This window comes from Serratia sp. PL17 (genome assembly GCF_017832355.1).
Classification (GTDB): Bacteria; Pseudomonadota; Gammaproteobacteria; order Enterobacterales; family Enterobacteriaceae; genus Serratia.
The window spans coordinates 268298-286813 of record NZ_JAFIBY010000004.1 but is presented as its reverse complement, the minus strand read 5'-3'; the positions used below and the strand labels follow the sequence as shown (position 1 = coordinate 286813).

The 18516-nt window shown below is 55.2% G+C and carries 17 protein-coding genes; 12 read left to right on the top strand and 5 right to left on the bottom strand.

Features of this window, described 5'->3' with window-relative positions:
* Positions 1–156 precede the first annotated feature (156 nt).
* Together JOE25_RS15535 and JOE25_RS15530 are read right to left on the bottom strand one after the other, a co-directional pair.
* The gene (locus JOE25_RS15535) at positions 157–759 is read right to left on the bottom strand and encodes a peroxiredoxin C (protein WP_012005499.1); all 603 of its coding nucleotides are present in this window, start codon (positions 757–759) and stop codon (positions 157–159) included.
* Positions 760–988: 229 nt separating this feature from the next.
* Positions 989–1570, bottom strand: coding sequence for an ACP phosphodiesterase (locus JOE25_RS15530; RefSeq protein WP_209636588.1), 582 nt, complete (start codon positions 1568–1570; stop codon positions 989–991).
* 246 nt (positions 1571–1816) lie between these two features.
* On the opposite strand from JOE25_RS15530, the gene queA reads away from it, so the two are divergent.
* The 5 genes from queA to secF all read left to right on the top strand — a co-directional run bounded on the left by queA (position 1817) and on the right by secF (position 7427).
* Complete coding sequence (gene queA, locus JOE25_RS15525) at positions 1817–2887, top strand: tRNA preQ1(34) S-adenosylmethionine ribosyltransferase-isomerase QueA (protein ID WP_209636585.1); 1071 nt, start codon at positions 1817–1819, stop codon at positions 2885–2887.
* 70 nt (positions 2888–2957) lie between these two features.
* Positions 2958–4085: a tRNA guanosine(34) transglycosylase Tgt gene (tgt, locus tag JOE25_RS15520; RefSeq protein ID WP_209636583.1), complete on the top strand. Its 1128-nt coding sequence runs from the start codon at positions 2958–2960 to the stop codon at positions 4083–4085.
* Between the two features lie 157 nt (positions 4086–4242).
* The gene (yajC, locus tag JOE25_RS15515; RefSeq protein ID WP_004949246.1) at positions 4243–4575 is read left to right on the top strand and encodes a preprotein translocase subunit YajC; all 333 of its coding nucleotides are present in this window, start codon (positions 4243–4245) and stop codon (positions 4573–4575) included.
* Positions 4576–4600: 25 nt separating this feature from the next.
* Positions 4601–6448 carry a protein translocase subunit SecD gene (gene secD, locus JOE25_RS15510; protein WP_209636581.1) on the top strand — a complete coding sequence of 616 codons (1848 nt, stop codon included), beginning with the start codon at positions 4601–4603 and terminating at the stop codon, positions 6446–6448.
* A gap of 10 nt (positions 6449–6458) precedes the next feature.
* Positions 6459–7427: a protein translocase subunit SecF gene (secF, locus tag JOE25_RS15505; RefSeq protein WP_209636579.1), complete on the top strand. Its 969-nt coding sequence runs from the start codon at positions 6459–6461 to the stop codon at positions 7425–7427.
* 81 nt (positions 7428–7508) lie between these two features.
* Here the strand turns inward: secF and ttrR are convergent, their stop codons facing one another.
* On the bottom strand, positions 7509–8108 hold the full coding sequence (ttrR, locus tag JOE25_RS15500) for a tetrathionate respiration response regulator TtrR (RefSeq protein ID WP_209636577.1): 600 nt from the start codon (positions 8106–8108) through the stop codon (positions 7509–7511).
* Positions 8083–9840: a tetrathionate respiration histidine kinase TtrS gene (gene ttrS / locus JOE25_RS15495; protein WP_209636574.1), complete on the bottom strand. Its 1758-nt coding sequence runs from the start codon at positions 9838–9840 to the stop codon at positions 8083–8085. Before ttrS ends, ttrR begins: the two co-directional genes overlap by 26 nt.
* A 153-nt stretch (positions 9841–9993) precedes the next feature.
* On the opposite strand from ttrS, the gene ttrB reads away from it, so the two are divergent.
* From ttrB to ttrA, 3 genes are read left to right on the top strand one after another with little or no spacing between them, the layout of a single operon-like run.
* Positions 9994–10728, top strand: a complete 735-nt coding sequence (gene ttrB, locus JOE25_RS15490; RefSeq protein ID WP_209636572.1) for a tetrathionate reductase subunit TtrB — start codon at positions 9994–9996, stop codon at positions 10726–10728.
* A complete protein-coding gene (gene ttrC, locus JOE25_RS15485; protein WP_209636570.1) occupies positions 10725–11783 on the top strand; it encodes a tetrathionate reductase subunit TtrC in 1059 nt (352 codons plus the stop codon). The genes ttrB and ttrC overlap by 4 nt, the downstream gene beginning before the upstream one ends.
* The gene (ttrA, locus tag JOE25_RS15480; RefSeq protein WP_209636568.1) at positions 11776–14859 is read left to right on the top strand and encodes a tetrathionate reductase subunit TtrA; all 3084 of its coding nucleotides are present in this window, start codon (positions 11776–11778) and stop codon (positions 14857–14859) included. The genes ttrC and ttrA overlap by 8 nt, the downstream gene beginning before the upstream one ends.
* 39 nt (positions 14860–14898) lie before the next feature.
* Here ttrA and JOE25_RS15475 read toward each other — a convergent pair whose 3' ends face one another.
* Positions 14899–15453 (bottom strand): DUF3251 domain-containing protein, encoded by a 555-nt coding sequence (locus tag JOE25_RS15475; RefSeq protein ID WP_209636566.1) that lies wholly within the window; start codon positions 15451–15453, stop codon positions 14899–14901.
* 186 nt (positions 15454–15639) lie between these two features.
* Between JOE25_RS15475 and nrdR the strand changes: the two genes are divergently transcribed.
* The 4 genes from nrdR to nusB all read left to right on the top strand — a co-directional run bounded on the left by nrdR (position 15640) and on the right by nusB (position 18360).
* Positions 15640–16089 carry a transcriptional regulator NrdR gene (gene nrdR / locus JOE25_RS15470; RefSeq protein WP_037424287.1) on the top strand — a complete coding sequence of 150 codons (450 nt, stop codon included), beginning with the start codon at positions 15640–15642 and terminating at the stop codon, positions 16087–16089.
* Positions 16090–16099: 10 nt separating this feature from the next.
* The gene (ribD, locus tag JOE25_RS15465) at positions 16100–17209 is read left to right on the top strand and encodes a bifunctional diaminohydroxyphosphoribosylaminopyrimidine deaminase/5-amino-6-(5-phosphoribosylamino)uracil reductase RibD (RefSeq protein WP_209636564.1); all 1110 of its coding nucleotides are present in this window, start codon (positions 16100–16102) and stop codon (positions 17207–17209) included.
* 243 nt (positions 17210–17452) lie between these two features.
* On the top strand, positions 17453–17923 hold the full coding sequence (gene ribE / locus JOE25_RS15460) for a 6,7-dimethyl-8-ribityllumazine synthase (RefSeq protein ID WP_037424293.1): 471 nt from the start codon (positions 17453–17455) through the stop codon (positions 17921–17923).
* A gap of 20 nt (positions 17924–17943) precedes the next feature.
* The gene (gene nusB, locus JOE25_RS15455) at positions 17944–18360 is read left to right on the top strand and encodes a transcription antitermination factor NusB (RefSeq protein WP_061806788.1); all 417 of its coding nucleotides are present in this window, start codon (positions 17944–17946) and stop codon (positions 18358–18360) included.
* Positions 18361–18516 lie beyond the last annotated feature (156 nt).

The following is an 18516-nucleotide window of genomic DNA, read 5'->3' as shown; positions in this document are numbered from 1 at the left end:
TATTGATACTAGCTACAGTTAAGGGATTACGCGGGAAACAGCCGGAGAAATGTGAGCGGAAACAAGGAAATGAAGCACAGAAAGTGGGCAGCGCGCCCTAATTTGGCGCAAAAAAAACCGGCCGCAAGGGCCGGTTGATACACTCACAGGCTGAAATTACAGCTTGGAAGCGTTTTCGGACAGGTATTTAGCGACGCCGTCTGGAGATGCGCCCATACCTGCTTTGCCTTTTTCCCACTGAGCCGGGCACACTTCGCCGTGTTGCTCGTGGAATTGCAGCGCGTCAACGGTACGGATCATTTCGTCGATGTTACGGCCGATTGGCAGGTCGTTAACAACCTGAGCACGAACCACACCGTCTTTGTCGATCAGGAAAGAACCACGCAGGGCAACGCCTGCTTCTGGGTGCTCGATGCCGTAAGCTTTCTGAATTTCACGCTTGATGTCAGCAACCATTGCGTATTTCACTTCCCCGATGCCGCCATTCTCGACGGGGGTTTTACGCCATGCGTTGTGTACAAATTCGGAGTCGAATGAAACGCCAACCACTTCAACGCCACGCTTCTGGAATTCTTCATAGCGGTGATCGAAAGCGATCAGCTCAGAAGGACATACGAAGGTGAAGTCCATCGGCCAGAAGAACAGGACAGCTGGTTTGCCGTTCAGGTGCTTCTTGAAGTTGAAGTTTTCAACGATTTCGCCACTGCCCAGTACGGCAGCTGCGGTGAAGTCAGGGGCTTGACGAGTTACCAGGACCATAATTACTCCTGTAATAGGTGTTAAGGGGTTGATGTAAAAGCAAGGGCCAGTATAGGGGCCACGACGTGGTGAATAAAGGGTAAAAGACCAATCGATGAGATAGCTTTTACCTATCAAAGTCGGCAATTAAATTTAGCGAGCTTTAAAAATAACCTTTTCCCGCAAAAGGGCAAGGGTTAAAAAGCAATTTATTGTAAAGCGTCGCATTTTCAACGGTTTTACTTCGGCCTTACAGCTTTTTATCTTTGGCTTGTTGCATCATCAGCGGATAAAACTGCCAGAATTGTATTTCAAGCTGATGATAGTTGCGTTCCACGTCGGCGAAGGAGCCAGCCAGTGCCGCCAGGCGTGGACGACGGCTAGCCATGCCGGCCAGCACGTTGCCGATAAACGGCAGCTCTGCGTAACGCTCCAACCAACGTTCCGGCCATAAATAACCATTTAAATTCTGAAAGCGCGGTGGTGTCATCGGCAGATGCGGGGCTATCTGGTTACGGGCTTGCTGCGTGAAACCTTGCAGGCTAAGAGAGGGCTCCAATTGCTGCCAGTGACGCGCAAGGAAGTGATCCCACACGACGTCGAGTGTGATGGGGGCTACGCGCCGATGCTCATCGGTGAAGTAGTCGCGGCAGGCCTTGACCTGCGGCAGGCTGTCGGTCAATACATCGACGCGACGGTGCATCATAATGCCGGCCACGACCTCGGGAGCGTATTCGCCTGCGGGATTGCCACGCACGAAGTCGGCCAACAAATTGCCCAGTAGTGAGCTTTCCGCCAGTGAGGCTAAATGGAGATGAGCGAGATAATTCATCGGGCAACTATACCTGAAGTCATGCAAATCCTCCTTATTTCTTGCCGCTGACCGCCCGCAGCTTTAGACTAGGCCGCCTGTTTTTTTATGACCAACATACTCGTCGCCTTTCAAGCCGCAGTGTTGTTGGCTGCACTTGCCCATCCCGGTCACTTACTCAAGTGAGCCTGCGGGGATGCGCAGGCTGGCTGCCTAACTGCAACTTGAAAGCCATCGGGTATAAACAATGAAGAAGTGAATAGAGCCATGCGCGTCGCCGATTTTTCGTTTGAACTTCCCGAGTCCCTGATTGCCCACTATCCCCAACCTGAGCGCAGCGGTTGCCGTTTGCTGCAGTTGGATGGGCCGAGCGGGGAGCTTAAGCATGGCGTCTTCACCGATCTGCTGGATAACCTGGAAGCAGGTGACCTGTTGGTGTTCAACAACACCCGTGTGATCCCCGCACGTATGTTCGGCCGTAAGGTCAGCGGCGGCAAGATTGAAGTCCTGGTGGAGCGCGTGCTGGACGATCATCGGGTGTTAGCACATGTGCGCGCTTCTAAAGCCCCCAAGCCAGGCACCGACCTGCTGCTGGGTGACGATGAAAGTATCGCGGCGACTATGGTGGCGCGTCACGATACGCTTTTTGAACTGCGTTTCAACGATGAACGCGACGTGTTCACTATCCTGAATGCTGCCGGCCACATGCCATTGCCGCCGTATATCGATCGCCCGGACGAAGACGCCGACCGCGAGCTTTATCAAACGGTTTACAGCGAAAAACCGGGTGCCGTCGCGGCCCCGACCGCCGGGCTGCACTTCGACGAGCCGCTGTTGGCTGCGCTGCGCGAGAAAGGCATAGAGATGGCGTTTGTCACCCTGCACGTGGGCGCGGGCACCTTCCAGCCAGTGCGGGTCGAAACTATTGAAGAACACGTCATGCACGCCGAATACGCGGAAGTGCCGCAGGATGTGGTTGACGCGGTGCTGGCGTGTAAAGCACGCGGCAAGCGCGTGGTAGCCGTCGGCACCACGTCGGTGCGTTCGCTGGAAAGCGCTGCCAACGCCAGTAAAGAGGCATTAATTGCCCCGTTCTTCGACGACACCAGCATCTTTATCTTCCCGGGTTACCATTACCAGGTGGTTGACGCACTGGTGACCAACTTCCACCTGCCGGAGTCGACGCTGATTATGTTGGTCTCCGCTTTTGCCGGTTATAAAAATACCATGTATGCCTATCAGCAGGCGGTGGCCGAGCAATACCGTTTCTTTAGCTACGGCGATGCGATGTTCATCACCCGTAACCCGCAGGCGGAACAAGAGTCCGTCGGCAAATAAATTTTCGAGGTATGCCCTAAATCATTGGGTATTAATGACATCAGACTGTTTCTCTGATGCTGGAGGCTTTGTGAAGTACGAATTAGACACTACCGATGGTCGCGCGCGCCGTGGCCGCCTGATTTTTGACCGTGGCGTGGTAGAAACGCCTGCCTTTATGCCTGTCGGTACCTACGGCACGGTAAAGGGCATGACGCCGGAAGAAGTGAAAGAGACCGGTGCACAGATCTTGTTGGGTAACACCTTCCACCTGTGGCTGCGCCCAGGGCAAGAAATCATGAAGCTGCACGGCGATCTGCATGATTTCATGCAGTGGCACGGCCCGATCCTCACCGATTCAGGCGGCTTCCAGGTGTTCAGCCTGGGGGCGATGCGCAAGATTAAAGAAGAAGGTGTTCATTTCCGTAACCCGATTAACGGCGATAAGGTGTTCCTTAGCCCGGAAAAATCGATGGAAATCCAGTATGACCTGGGTTCTGACATCGTGATGATCTTCGACGAATGTACGCCTTACCCGGCAGATTGGGATTACGCGAAGCGTTCGATGGAAATGTCGCTGCGCTGGGCGCAGCGTAGCCGCCAGCGTTTTGACGAACTGAATAATAAGAATGCGTTATTCGGTATTATTCAGGGCGGTGTTTACGAAGATTTACGTGATGTATCAGTAAAAGGGCTGGTGGATATCGGTTTTGATGGTTACGCTGTGGGCGGCTTGGCAGTAGGCGAGCCAAAAGAGGATATGCACCGTATTCTTGAACACGTTTGCCCGCAAATTCCGGAAGATAAGCCACGTTACCTGATGGGCGTTGGCAAGCCGGAAGATCTGGTTGAAGGCGTGCGTCGCGGTATCGATATGTTCGACTGCGTGATGCCAACGCGTAATGCCCGTAACGGCCATCTGTTCGTGACTGACGGTGTGGTAAAAATCCGTAATGCCAAGCACAAGGATGATACTTCTCCGCTGGATAAAGACTGTGATTGCTACACATGTCGCAATTACAGCCGCGCCTACTTGCATCATCTCGATCGTTGCAACGAAATACTGGGTGCTCGATTGAACACCATTCATAACCTGCGTCACTACCAACGCCTGATGGCGGGTTTACGCGAGGCCATTGAACAGGGTAAATTAGAGCTGTTTGTTGCGGACTTCTACGGTCGGATCGGTAAACCGATTCCACCTTTAACTGCCCAATAGATTTCACGTTGCAGCAAGGCGGCGACCGAATGAATCCCCAGGAGCTTAGATAGCTAAGTGGCTGGGGTGAAAGAGGAAAGCCAACACCGCCGCAGTTTGAAAGATGAAGGGTAGAAACGCTTGAATTAATAATTGATAACTTAATGAGGGAATTTCAATGAGCTTTTTCATTTCTGACGCCGTCGCATCCGCAGGGGCCCCGGCTCAGGGAAGCCCGTACTCTCTGATCATTATGCTGGTGGTTTTTGGTCTGATTTTCTATTTCATGATCCTGCGTCCACAGCAGAAACGCGCTAAAGAGCACAAAAAACTGATGGACTCGATCGGTAAAGGTGATGAAGTGCTGACCACGGGTGGCCTGATTGGCCGCGTAACCAAAGTGGCTGACACCGGCATCATCGCCATTGCGCTGAACGACACCACGGAAGTGATGATCAAGCGTGACTTCGTGGCGGCCGTTCTGCCGAAAGGTACCATGAAGGCCCTGTAATTTTGTTTTCCCTAAGGGAATTGCCGTGCTAAACCGTTATCCTTTGTGGAAGTATCTGATGTTGATCGTGGTGATCATCGTCGGTCTGCTTTATGCGCTTCCCAACCTCTATGGTGAGGATCCGGCTGTACAAATCACTGGCGCGCGCGGTGTCGCCGCCAGTGAAACTACGCTGGACCAAGTCCGTACCGTATTAGAAAAAGACAAGATCGCAAGCAAGTCGATTGCGCTGGAAAACGGCGCTATCCTGGCTCGCTTTAGCAATCCTGACATTCAGCTGCGCGCCCGTGAAGCCTTAATGGCTGAGTTGGGTGACAAGTTTGTCGTTGCGCTGAACCTGGCTCCGGCTACGCCGGCCTGGTTGGCCATGCTGGGTGCAGAGCCGATGAAACTCGGTCTGGACCTGCGCGGTGGTGTGCACTTCTTGATGGAAGTGGACATGGACACTGCGCTGAGCAAGCTGCAGGAGCAGACTATGGATACCCTGCGCAGCGAGCTGCGTGAGAAGGGCATTCCTTATGCGTCTATCCGCAAGCTGGACAACAACGGCGTGGAAGTGCGCTTCCGTGACGATGCTACCCGCGATCAGGCCATCAGCTACCTCAGCCCGCGTCAGCGCGATATGGTGTTCTCTGCCAACGGCACCAACACCCTGAAAGCCAGCTTGACGGATGCCCGTCTGAGCGAAGCTCGCGAATATGCGGTGCAACAAAACATCACTATCTTGCGTAACCGCGTTAACCAGCTCGGCGTTGCCGAACCGCTGGTGCAACGTCAGGGCTCTGACCGCATTGTGGTCGAGCTGCCGGGTATTCAGGATACTGCGCGCGCCAAAGAGATTCTGGGCGCTACCGCGACGCTGGAGTTCCGTCTGGTTAACACCAATGCGGATGCCACAGCGGCAGCCAACGGCCGTGTGCCGGGTGACTCAGAAGTAAAAGACACGCGTGAAGGCCAGCCCGTTGTGCTGTACAAGCGTGTGATCCTGACCGGTGATCACATCACTGACTCGACGTCCAGCACCGACGAATACAACCAGCCGCAGGTTAATATCTCTCTGGATAGCGCCGGCGGTACTGCCATGTCTAACTTCACCAAGGACAACATCGGTAAACCGATGGCGACCCTGTTTGTGGAGTACAAGGACAGCGGCAAGAAAGACGCCAACGGCCGTGCAATTCTGGTGAAACAGGAAGAAGTTATCAACGTGGCTAACATTCAGTCGCGTCTGGGCAACAGCTTCCGTATTACCGGTATTGGCAACCCGAACGAAGCACGCCAGCTTTCGCTGCTGCTGCGCGCCGGTGCGCTGATTGCGCCTATCCAGATTGTGGAAGAGCGTACTATCGGCCCAACCCTGGGGCAACAGAACATCACCCAAGGTTTGGAAGCTTGCTTGTGGGGCCTGGTGGCATCCATCGTATTTATGGTGGTGTGGTACCGTAAGTTCGGCATGATCGCCACCACGGCGCTGGTCGCCAACCTGGTGCTGATTGTCGGCGTGATGTCCCTGTTACCCGGGGCGACACTGACCATGCCGGGGATTGCCGGTATCGTGCTGACGCTGGCGGTCGCTGTCGATGCCAACGTGCTGATTAACGAACGTATCAAGGAAGAGCTGAAGAACGGGCGTTCCGTTCAGCAGGCAATCCATGAAGGCTATAAAGGCGCGTTCTCCAGTATCGTTGACGCCAACATCACTACCCTGATTACCGCAGTCATTCTGTACGCAGTGGGCACCGGTTCAATCAAGGGCTTTGCGATTACCACCGCAATCGGTGTGGCGACGTCCATGTTCACCGCAATTGTCGGTACCCGTGCCATCGTCAACCTGCTTTACGGCGGCAAACGCATTAATAAGCTGTCTATCTGAGGAGTGCGTTGTGGCACAGGATTATACTGTTGAACAACTCAACTACGGCCGTAAAGTTTATGACTTTATGCGCTGGGATTACGTGGCCTTCGGCATCTCGCTGGTGCTGCTGATCGCGTCAATCGCCATTATGTCGGTGCGTGGTTTTAACTGGGGTCTGGACTTCACTGGCGGTACCGTCATTGAAATCAGCCTGGAGAAACCTGCCAACCTCGATCTGATGCGCGATACGCTGGAAAAAGCCGGGTTCCAGGACCCGGTTATTCAGAACTTTGGCAGCAGCCGTGACGTGATGGTGCGTATGCCACCTGCGACAGGTACCGCAGGCCAGGAACTGGGTAACAAAGTGATCGGCGTGATTAACGAGTCGGTCGATAAAAACGCGAGCGTAAAACGGATTGAGTTCGTCGGCCCGAGCGTGGGCACCGAACTGGCGCAAAACGGCGGCATGGCGCTGCTGGTTGCGCTGATCTGTATTCTGATTTACGTCGGTTTCCGCTTCGAATGGCGTTTGGCGCTGGGGGCGGTTATTGCGTTGGCGCACGACGTGATCATCACCATGGGCGTGTTGTCGTTGTTCCATATCGAGATTGACCTGACCATCGTCGCTTCATTGATGTCGGTTATCGGTTACTCGTTGAACGACAGCATCGTGGTTTCTGACCGTATTCGTGAGAACTTCCGCAAGATCCGCCGCGGGACGCCTTACGAAATCATGAACGTGTCACTGACCCAGACGCTAAGCCGTACGCTGATGACATCCGGTACAACCTTGATGGTTGTTCTGATGCTGTACATCTTCGGTGGCGCGATGCTGCATGGCTTCTCTCTGGCTATGTTGATCGGTGTGTCTATCGGTACCATATCCTCTATCTACGTGGCGTCCGCGCTGGCGTTGAAACTGGGTATGAAACGCGAACACATGCTGCAGCAGAAAGTGGAAAAAGAAGGCGCAGATCAGCCTTCGATTATGCCGTGATTTGCCCGTGAGTTGAAAATACACTGCCGGTCGGTTTATTCCGACCGGCATTTTTTTGTCTATAGACCATGACTTTTGGGTTTACGGGCGCTCAATCGACGTCAGTTGGTTGAGTGAGTTCACCAGTTCCGCAAGGCTGGCTGCCTGCATTTTTTCCATCACTTTGGCTCGATGAACCTCTACGGTACGAACCGCAATAAAGTGCCGGTCGGCGATCAGTTTATTGGTCATCCCGGCGGCCACAGCACGGGCAATCTCACGTTCGCGCGGCGTCAGCGCACTGAAACGCTGTTGCAGTTGGTGGCGCTCAACCTGGCGTTGGGAATGGGCTAACCCGCGTTCAAGCGCTTCAATCAGCGGGGCGGCGGCGATCGGTTTTTGCAAGAAATCCAATGCACCCAATTTCATTTCCGCCACCGCCATAGAAATATCACCGTGACCGGTGACAATCACCACCGCCAGCGTACTTTCCTGCCGGCGCAGTTGCTGATGAACTTGCTGCCCGTCCAATCCAGGCATACGGATATCCAACATGACTACGCCACATTGGTAAAGATCGACCTTGTCGACAAACTTTTGGCTGTCGTGCCAGATCTGTACCCGGTAGTTCAGTCCCTCGAGTAAAAAGCGGCAGGCGTCGGTAACCGCAAAATCGTCATCGACCAGATGTATCAGCGCCATGGCGAGTTTCCTTTTGAATAACAGGGAAGTGCAAGGTAACGCGCAGCCCTTGCCGTTGTGAGGGAGCCATATAATTTTCCAGCGTCAGATCGCAACCCTGGCTCTTGAGCAGTTTCTGACAGATCACCAGCCCCAACCCGAGACCTTCCTGCTTAGTGCTGCGGAAGGGTACAAACGGCAGTGCCAGTTGTTCTGCGCTCAGGCCGCCGCCATCATCTTCTATGATTAGCCGTTGTTGATGTTGGTTGGTTTCCTGCCGCAAGAAAATGTGTTGGGCACCGGCTTGCAGGCTATTACTCAATATATTGGTGAGCACTTGCTCCAACAGCGTTGCCTGGCTGTACAACTGACTTTGGGCCGGGATGGCAAGGGTTAAACGGCACTGCGGGTATTGTTGTTCGATCTGCATCAATTTTAGAAGGTGTTCCACCAGTGGGCGCAGCAAGAGTGGCTTCGCGCTTTCATGTTGCGGTGTTTTACTCGCCCAGCGTCGCAAATTGACAATGCTTTCCGCACCACGCTGTGCTTGCTGGCCAATCTGTTCGAGTATCGGCAGCAGCGCATGTTGGCTATCGCTACGTTCAAGACGAATGCGGCACCCCTCCGCATAATGACGAATTGCGGCCAGCGGTTGGTTCAGCTCATGAGCAAAGCCAGAGGCCATCTCGCCCAGCGTGCTGAGCCTTTGCGCTTGAGCCAGGGCTGCTTCTCTGGCGCGTAACGTCTGATGCATCTGTTCGATCTGACGTCCACGCCGGTGCACCAAATGACCAATCCACAGATGGTTGGCACCCAGCAACACCATCGCGCCGATAATGGCGCTGAGTAACAGCAGGTGCTGTTGCGCCCAAAGAGACACGTCCTGCCAGAGTGAGCGCTGCGTTGGGTGAATATTCAGATCATGCAGCAACTGATTGACCTGATGAGATGATGCTGGGGCACCCCAAACAGGTAAACGGGGTATGTCCATTTGCAGTAACTGGCGGGTCAACTCGTCGGCCAGCCGATCTGGCACGTGGTTTAAGGCTGCAAATGACCAATTAGGGTAAAGCTCAGTGCTCGTCAGGCAGTGCTGGCCACTGTGTTTTTCCAACAGGGCGCGGTAGCCACTGGCTTGCAGCAACCCTTCCGTTTGCATTTTTTCCAACAGGCAAACGGGCACAATCACGGCGTCCAGTGCGCCATCGCGCAACTGATACAGCAAGGCATCTGCCGGATAACCGCTGAAGTGCAGCGTCAGATCTTTTTCCGGGCGCAGACCCGCGCCAAGGAGTTCTTTATATCCCAGCAGGTAACCGCCAAATGCGTCAGCGGCGACTGCGCCAACTTTTCGACCGACGAGCTGGCTGGCTGTGGTGACAGGGCTGTCGCGCCTCACCAATATGACGCTGCCGACCACGTTGTTTGACGCCTGTTGCGACGATGGGGAGGAACGCAGTGAAACCAGCCAACGCAATGGGTAGCGGTTATCCAACTGGACGTATTGTGCCGGGTTGGTGAGCAAAAAATCGACGCGTTCGCTGCGGACTGCTTCACCCATACCGGACAGGCTCACCGGCAACAATTGAAAGCTGTCCTGGGGAAACTGACGATTGAGATGGTCGACCAAGGGTTGCCATTGGGCCAGTGCATGAGCATCACCACGCAGTGCGAGTACTGCGATAGTCCATTGTCCCGCCCAAGCCGCGTTTAACCAACTGCTCAGCAACAGGAATAGCGCCGCTCTTTTCACATCATCTCCGCTTTTATGACCTGTATCACCAGGTTGAATTGTCCTGGATCAAGCCGATGCCGGGAATGTGGTAAACCACAATATTGGCGATCGGTTGCCGTTTTTACACTCCGTTGTATCAATTCCCCGGCGAATACTTATTGGGAGAAATCAATGGACAGTGGGAAACGGCAATTTTTACAACGACTCGGTGCGCTGACCGCCGGTGCCGCACTGGTGCCATTGGCACAGTCAGGGTGGCAGTTGCAGCCGGCACGGCGGGAAGGTGACGGTAAAAGACGCATGGCGATGTTGATTGACCTGCGCCGCTGCATCGGTTGCCAGGCCTGTACAGTCAGTTGCGCAGTAGAAAACCGGCTGCCGCAGGGACAATTTCGCACCAGTGTACTGCAATACCAGGTCACTCTTGAAGGACAGGACTCGACCACCAACGTGCTGTTACCGCGGTTGTGCAACCATTGTGATAATCCGCCTTGCGTGCCTGTGTGTCCGGTACAGGCCACTTTCCAGCGTCAGGATGGCATTGTGGTGATCGATAACACCCGTTGCGTCGGCTGTGCCTATTGCGTACAGGCTTGCCCTTATGAGGCACGGTTTATCAATCATGAAACCCAGACTGCCGATAAATGTACTTTCTGCGTGCATCGGCTGGATGCCGGCCTGCTGCCTGCGTGCGTCGAGTCTTGCGTTGGTGGTGCGCGAATGATCGGTGATCTCAACGATCGCCAAGGTGCACTAAGGCGTGCTCTGGATGAGCATCAGGCGCAGCTTAAGGTACTGAAACCTGAGCAGGGAACCCATCCTCAGGTGTTCTATCTGGGGCTCGATGAGGCATTTGTCAGTCACGTTCGGGGACAGCCGGCGCTGTGGCAGGAGGTGCACGCATGATTCGCGAAATTATGGCCCGCCCGCAGGAGATCGCCTGGTTACCTTGGGCGGTACAGTATTTTTTCTTTATTGGCCTGGCATGCGGCTGCATCATTATTGCCGTTTGGCTGCGTTGGCGCGATCCAAATAAGACGTCACGTCTGGAATTGGCTGCCGTGTCGTTGGCAGTGGTAAGCGGTACCGTTGCGCCCTTGGCCTTGAGTGCCGATTTGCATCAACCCGCGCGCATCTGGCATTTCTACGCGTACTTCGCCCCCTGGTCGTGGATGTCACTCGGCTCGCTGTTTTTACCGCTGTTTACCCTGTTAGTGGTCAGCTATTTCGTCTTGCTGCTGCGTAATCAGTTAAGGCCAAAAACCTTGCCGCTTTGGGCACGTTGGCTGATGGTCCGACCGGCATGGCGTGAGGAAGCGTGGCTGCGCTGGGTGGCATTGGCGACCTTGGTGTCGGCGGCCAGTATCTTGCTCTATACCGGGCGTGAGGTTTCCGTTCTTCGGTCGCAGCCGCTGTGGTTCAGCCTTTGGCTGCCTTGGTTACTGCTGCTTACCGCCATGCAGGCCGTTTCGCCGCTGCTGGCCTACTGGCTACGTCAGGAACCTCAATGGCAGCCACGCCTGGCGCGTTATCAGGCCGTCACGCTTGTGCTGTTGTGTCTTTCTTGTCTTGGTTGGTGGGTGGATGGCAGCACCTCTTCTTCTGCGTTACACACGTTGGCGGCTCAGGGCATTGCCTGGTGGGTGGCCGGTATCGCCTTTATCGCGATGACGTTATTGCTGTTGATGTTGGCATGGCGAATGTTCGACCAGCGGCTAAGTGTTCATGGGCTGTTGATGCAGTGCATTGCGGCGCTGTTGCTTTGCTGGGGTACGCGTTGGATGTTGCTGATGCAAACCCAAACGTTACCCAAATTCAATGCAGTGGCTAATCCCTATGTGTTGCCGCTGGGCAGTGAAGGGCTGTTGGCGATTCTGGGCACCCTGGGTTTGTGGATTGCGTTAATCATTGGAATTCGTGAATTGCAGCATCAGCTGATGGAGAAAAGACACTATGGCTAAGTCAACGCGGCGTCAGTGGTTGAAAGGCGGTCTCGCTCTGGGTGGATTGACGCTGTTTGGTGCCAGCTACAGCGAGATGGTGCAAAAAGTCTTTACCGGCCTGCGCGACGGCAGCAGCGGTAAATTGACGCTGGACAGAATCAGTGCCAACGCGCTACCGACAGAGGGGACCCGGCATCCTGATGGCTGGCAGGCCAACCCGCAGCAAGCGGTGTCCATGACGCAATGTTTTGGTTGCTGGACGTTGTGTGGCTTACGGGTCCGGGTGGATCGCGAAAGCCAGCAAATATTACGCGTGGCGGGTAACCCGTATCATCCGTTGTCTCATGATCACCACTTTCCTTATTCGCTGCCGGTGAGTGATGCGCTCAACCGCCTGGGGGGCGATGCGGGTCTTGAACAGCGCTCGACGGCCTGTGCACGTGGGGCGACGTTGTTGGAAGGGCTGACCAGCCCTTATCGCGTCCTGGAGCCGATGAAGCGGGTAGGGCCACGTGGCAGTGGCCAATGGCAACGGATCAGCTTTGAACAGTTGATCCATGAGGTGGTGGAGGGCGGTGACCTTTTTGGCGAGGGGCCGGTTGAGGGATTACGGGCGATCCGCGATCTTGAAACTCCGCTTGATCCGGAACAACCTTCACTGGGGCCAAAGGCCAATCAGCTGCTGGTCACTAATGCCGGTGATGAAGGCCGAGATGCTTTTATCAAGCGTTTTGCACAGAATGCGTTTGGGACGCGCAATTTCGGCCATCATGGGGCTTATTGCGGGTTGGCTTACCGCGCGGGATCCGGGGCCTTAATGGGGGATCTGGAAACGAATGCGCACGTCAAACCCGATTGGGATCATTTACGTTTTGGGCTATTTCTCGGTACGTCCCCTGCGCAGTCGGGCAACCCGTTCAAGCGACAGGGGCGGCAGTTAGCCAATGCTCGCATGCGTGATGAATTCCGCTACGTGGTAGTGGCGCCGGCACTGCCACTGACCACCACGTTGGCCAATGATCACAACCGTTGGGTGCCGGTGTTGCCGGGTACGGACTCTGCATTAGCGATGGGCATGATCCGTTGGATTATTGAGCAAGAACGCTATAACGCCGACTACCTGGCATTACCTGGCGAGGTGGCGATGCAGGCCGCCGGCGAAAAGAGTTGGACCAACGCCACGCATTTGGTTGTGACCGATGAGGATCACCCGTTGTGCGGGCAGTTTTTACGTCAGGTGCATTTGGACGGGGGGGCAACCGGGGAAGCCGAAAGCCCGTCTTTGGTCTGGGATACGCAGCGGGCTAAGCCAGTGCCGGCGAATGAGGCTTTACAGGGGCCGTTGCGGGTGGAGCAACAGTTACAGCTCGCCGACGGTTCACAGGTTCAGGTTCGCTCGAGTTTTCTTTGCCTGCAACAGGCCGCTGAACGCTTCACGTTGGCCGAATACGGCACCCGGTGTGGTGTCAGCGCCGAGACCATTGCCGCGTTGGCCAAAGAGTTCACCTCTTACCAGCGGCAGGCAGCGGTGATTGCGCACGGCGGTATGATGAGCGGCAACGGTTTTTATAACAGCTGGGCGGTGATGATGCTTAATGCGCTGATCGGTAACCTGAACCTTAAGGGCGGCGTCTCGGTCGGCGGCGGTAAGTTCAAGGAGTTTGCCGATGGGCCGCGTTATGACTTAAAAACTTTCCCGGGCATGGTGAAGCCAAAAGGGTTGGTATTGTCGCGCAGCAAACAGGCGTATGAACAATCAGACGAGTATCGCCGCAAGGTTGAGCAAGGCGATAAGCCGTACCCGGCCCGTGGGCCTTGGTACCCCTTTGTTGCGGGGCAGTTCACTGAGCAGCTTGCTCCGGCGCTGATGGGGTATCCTTACCCGCTAAAGGCCTGGATCAGCCATATGGGCAACCCGCTCTACGGTGTTGCCGGCCTGCGCGAAGTGGTCGAAAGCCGACTTAAAGATCCTCGGCAACTGCCGCTGTTTATTGCAGTGGACGCCTTTATTAACGAAACCAGCGCATTGGCAGATTATATCGTGCCGGACACTCACAACTTCGAAAGCTGGGGATTTACGGCGCCCTGGTCCGGCGTGATGGTGCGATCGAGCACTGCGCGTTGGCCTGTCGTCCCGTCACGCACCCTGAGCACCGCAGAGGGGCAGCCGGTGGCACTGGAAAGCTTCGTCATTGCGTTGTCGAAGGCGATGGCGCTGCCGGGGTTTGGTGATGCCGCTTTGCAGGATACGCAAGGCAATGCTTTTGGGTTGCACACTGCCGAGGATTATTACCTGCGCGCAGCGGCCAACGTGGCTTTTGCCGGGGAGCCATTGCCTGAGGCGACAGAAAGCGAGCTACGGTTGACCGGTGTTGATCGCCTGCAACCGGCACTAGACAGGGTGCTGAAAGCGGATGAGCGGCTGCGGGTGGGTTATATGTTGGCTCGGGGTGGACGTTTCGCGCCGTATGAGCAAGCCTGGCGAGGCAATGAAACTGGCCCGCAATGGAAGAAGGGGCTTAATATCTGGAATGAAGAGGTGGCACGTCACCGCCATGCGATGACAGGAGAGCGTTACAGTGGGTGTCCGACGTATTACCCACCGCGTTTTGCCGACGGTTCAGACGTGGGGAAACACTATCCACCGGACGAGTGGCCGTTCCGTTTGATGTCGTTTAAGTCGCATCTGATGAGCAGTTCAACAGCGCCCATTGATCGCTTGCGTGCGGTGAAGCCCGTCAATCTGGTGGCGCTTAATCCGGTCGACGCTGAGCGCTATGCATTGCAGCATGGCGATCGGGTTCGGTTGCAGACCCCGGGCGGCAGCGTTGAGGCGCAAGTCAGCTTACTCGATGGCGTGATGCCAGGCGTTATTGCTATCGAGCACGGCTATGGCCATCGCGAGATGGGGGCCCGTGCACACCTGCTGGATGGGCAGCCGATGGCGGCAGATCCACGCATTGCCGCCGGCATCAATCTGAATGACCTTGGGTTGCCGGATCCGACCAGAGAGATCGGTAATAGCTGGCTTGATTGGGTCAGCGGTGCGGCGGTTCGTCAGGGATTACCGGCAAGGCTGCAACGCTTGGCGTAACCTGAGGGCCCAACCATCGGAGGTTGGGCCTTTTTGCTGTTAGTTTTGCGCTGGCGCGGCTTTAACGGGCTCTACGCTATGCAGCCGTACAAAACCCAGTTGTTCAGGTGTCAGGCCGCTGAAACGCAGCTCAAAAGTATGTTCAGTTTTAGGCAGCAGTGAATCTGCACTGGCAATAGGTTGCGAGAGGGAATCTGCCGCCAGGGGTTTACCGGTGACAGGATCCAACTGGCCCCACTCCACTACTGCGTTGAACGCGGGCAGGGATGCCTGTGAAAGCGTTCGGACGTGCAATAAGGCTTGGGTGCCGTTAGCTTCGGCTTTCACGTGGCTCAGTGACACGCTCAGCTCGCCGAGGCTGCTCTGCAAGCGTGCGGCATTATTGGCCGCCGGCAGCAGATAAACACCGCTGGTGGAGTTTTTGTTCAGCTGATTTTGCTGTTCCAGTGCCGTAGCCTGGGTAGTCAGAGTGGTTAACTGTTGATTCAGCGCAACCACCTGATTGTGCAATTTCGGCACCTCGCGAGTTTGTGCACAGCCTGCCAGCAGGGCCAGGGTGCTCAGCAGGATAATCTTGGGGTAATGGGTTGTCATAGCGGGGATTTCCTATTCAACATCTCCTTTTATCAGCTTAGCCCGCCTGGCAGGGAAAGTCATGCCAGTCCGTTTTTGTCCTGTTGTTCCGCAGGTGGGCTCGCAACAAATGGCCGACGGCCTTTGTTGTGGCCGCACTTCGGGGTAAACTGCTCTTAACTATGAAAACGTTTATCAGGACGTGTTATGCATTGCCCTTTCTGCGCCGCTGTTGATACCAAAGTCATTGATTCCCGTTTGGTGGGTGATGGTTCGCAGGTGCGCCGTCGTCGCCAGTGTTTGGTTTGTAATGAACGTTTCACCACCTTTGAAGTGGCTGAACTGGTGATGCCACGGGTGATAAAAAGCGACGATGTGCGCGAGCCATTTAACGAAGACAAGCTGCGTCGCGGCATGCTGAAGGCGTTGGAAAAACGCCCGGTCAGTTCTGACGACGTGGAAAACGCGATTAACCACATTAAATCCCAATTGCGTGCCACCGGCGAGCGTGAAGTGCCAACCAAATTGGTTGGTAACCTGGTGATGGATGCGTTGAAGAAGTTGGATAAAGTCGCCTATATCCGCTTTGCCTCTGTGTATCGCAGCTTTGAAGATATTCGCGAGTTCGGCGAAGAGATCGCCCGTCTACAGGATTAAGGGACCCCTCATGCATAACGATGAATTCTACATGGCACGCGCTTTCGAATTGGCGCGGCTGGGGCGTTTCACTACCGCACCGAACCCGAATGTCGGCTGTGTTATTGTGCGCGATGGCGAAATCGTCGGTGAAGGGTACCACCTGCGAGCCGGTGAGCCCCATGCGGAAGTGCATGCGCTGCGCATGGCGGGCGAAAAAGCACGTGGTGCTACTGCCTATGTCACGCTGGAACCTTGCAGCCACCATGGTCGTACACCGCCTTGCGCCGATGCACTGGTTGCCGCCGGGGTCGCTCGTGTCGTGGCCGCCATGCAAGACCCGAATCCGGAAGTGGCGGGGCGGGGTCTGTACAAATTACAGCAGGCGGGGCTGGATGTGCGTCATGGTTTGATGCTGGCTGAAGCCGAAGCGGTGAATTTGGGCTTTCTCAAGCGGATGCGTACCGGTTTCCCGTATGTACAATTGAAACTTGGCGCCTCTCTCGATGGCCGTACGGCGATGGCGTCCGGTGAAAGCCAATGGATCACCTCGCCCGAGGCGCGCCAGGACGTACAGCGGTTGCGAGCGCAAAGCGCGGCGATTCTCAGTACCAGTGCCACTGTACTGGCTGACGATCCATCACTGACGGTGCGTTGGGATGAGTTGGATGCTGAAACTCAACGCATTTATCCACGTGAAAACCTGCGGCAGCCATTGCGCATTATCCTCGACAGCCAAAATCGTGTCACCCCGCAGCACCGGGTGGTGCAACAGCCGGGGGCAACCTGGCTGGCGCGTTTGCAGCCGGATGACCACGTTTGGCCGCAGGATGTCGAACAACTGACCTTCCCGGCCCATGGCGCCGGGATTGATCTGGTCGTGATGATGATGCAATTGGCCAAACGACAAGTGAATTCCATCTGGGTCGAGGCTGGCGCGCACTTGGCAGGGGCTTTACTGCAGGCCGGGTTGGTGGATGAGCTCATTTTGTACATCGCGCCAAAATTGTTGGGCGATAATGGCCACGGTTTGTGCCACCTACCGGGCCTGGAACATTTGGCTGATGCGCCGGAGTTTGTCTTCAGCGAAGTGCGGCACGTCGGGCCCGATTTGCGGCTGCGATTGAAAGCAAAATACTGATTTTAATGTCTGTGTGTCGGGGGGATGGGTCTTTTACAACACCGACAGCACGGTCTGGTGCCCGTCAATAATTGGTGTTACATCAAGGCAGCAAGCGCGCGTATCCCGGTGAGCTTACACAAGTAAGCCACTCGAGTCGGCGGGCGTCGCCAACACAGATGCAGCTTCAAGTATGACGGGTATAAAGAATATGATAGAATCCGCCCCCCTGCGGGGTACTGAACCCATTTTTAAGGAAAGCCCATGAAAGTTATCGAAGGTGTTGTTGCTACTCCAAATGCCCGTGTGGCGATTGCAATTGCACGTTTTAACAATTTCATCAACGACAGCCTGCTGCAAGGTGCCATCGACGCACTCAAGCGCATTGGTCAGGTTGCTGACGACAACATAACCGTTGTCTGGGTCCCGGGCGCTTACGAGTTGCCACTGACTGCACGCGTGCTGGCTAACACCGGCAAATATGATGCAGTGATCGCACTGGGCACCGTTATCCGTGGGGGCACCGCGCACTTTGAATATGTCGCGGGCGAAGCCAGCTCTGGCCTGGGCAGTGTTTCTATGAACACTGAAATCCCGGTTGCCTTTGGCGTGCTGACAACCGAAAGCATCGAACAGGCTATCGAACGTGCTGGCACCAAAGCAGGCAACAAGGGCGCTGAAGCGGCTCTGACCGCACTTGAAATGATTAATGTTATCAAAGCTATTAAAGCCTGAATTTAGTTAAGGGGAATTCCGTGAAACCTGCTGCTCGTCGCCGCGCTCGTGAGTGCGCTGTTCAAGCGCTTTACTCTTGGCAGTTGTCTAAAAATGACATTGCCGATGTTGAACACCAGTTCCTGTCGGAGCAAGATGTCAAAGATGTAGACATCGCCTATTTTCGGGAGCTGCTGTCCGGCGTGGCGGTGAATGCAGGTCTGCTGGATAGCCTGATGGCACCTGTCCTGTCGCGCCAGCTCGAAGAGCTGGGCCAGGTCGAAAGAGCCGTTCTGCGCATTGCGCTGTTTGAGCTGAAAATGCGTGAAGATGTCCCTTACAAAGTGGCCATCAACGAAGCGATCGAGCTGGCGAAAACCTTCGGCGCTGAGGACAGCCACAAGTTTGTGAATGGTGTGCTGGATAAAGTAGCACCCAGCATTCGCAAGAAAAAATAAAGCATTAAGGCCGGTATCCCCGGCCTTAATTTTATCTATACACAAAATAATTGGGGTTGGATCAAGGCGGTAAAAGCGTGAGTTCCCCGGAGCTTACTTAAGTAAGTGACTGGGATGAGCGCTTGCAGCCAACACAGATGCAGCTTCAAGTATGAA

What these genes read in the sequence shown, in the direction of transcription:
- ttrB (WP_209636572.1), top strand. Translation starts at nt 9,994, where the DNA reads ATGGACAGTGGGAAACGGCAATTTTTACAACGACTCGGTGCGCTGACC.
- JOE25_RS15475 (WP_209636566.1), bottom strand. Translation starts at nt 15,453, where the DNA reads ATGACAACCCATTACCCCAAGATTATCCTGCTGAGCACCCTGGCCCTG.
- ttrR (WP_209636577.1), bottom strand. Translation starts at nt 8,108, where the DNA reads ATGGCGCTGATACATCTGGTCGATGACGATTTTGCGGTTACCGACGCC.
- ttrA (WP_209636568.1), top strand. Translation starts at nt 11,776, where the DNA reads ATGGCTAAGTCAACGCGGCGTCAGTGGTTGAAAGGCGGTCTCGCTCTG.
- JOE25_RS15530 (WP_209636588.1), bottom strand. Translation starts at nt 1,570, where the DNA reads ATGAATTATCTCGCTCATCTCCATTTAGCCTCACTGGCGGAAAGCTCA.
- yajC (WP_004949246.1), top strand. Translation starts at nt 4,243, where the DNA reads ATGAGCTTTTTCATTTCTGACGCCGTCGCATCCGCAGGGGCCCCGGCT.
- ribD (WP_209636564.1), top strand. Translation starts at nt 16,100, where the DNA reads ATGCATAACGATGAATTCTACATGGCACGCGCTTTCGAATTGGCGCGG.
- ribE (WP_037424293.1), top strand. Translation starts at nt 17,453, where the DNA reads ATGAAAGTTATCGAAGGTGTTGTTGCTACTCCAAATGCCCGTGTGGCG.
- ttrC (WP_209636570.1), top strand. Translation starts at nt 10,725, where the DNA reads ATGATTCGCGAAATTATGGCCCGCCCGCAGGAGATCGCCTGGTTACCT.
- nrdR (WP_037424287.1), top strand. Translation starts at nt 15,640, where the DNA reads ATGCATTGCCCTTTCTGCGCCGCTGTTGATACCAAAGTCATTGATTCC.
- queA (WP_209636585.1), top strand. Translation starts at nt 1,817, where the DNA reads ATGCGCGTCGCCGATTTTTCGTTTGAACTTCCCGAGTCCCTGATTGCC.
- JOE25_RS15535 (WP_012005499.1), bottom strand. Translation starts at nt 759, where the DNA reads ATGGTCCTGGTAACTCGTCAAGCCCCTGACTTCACCGCAGCTGCCGTA.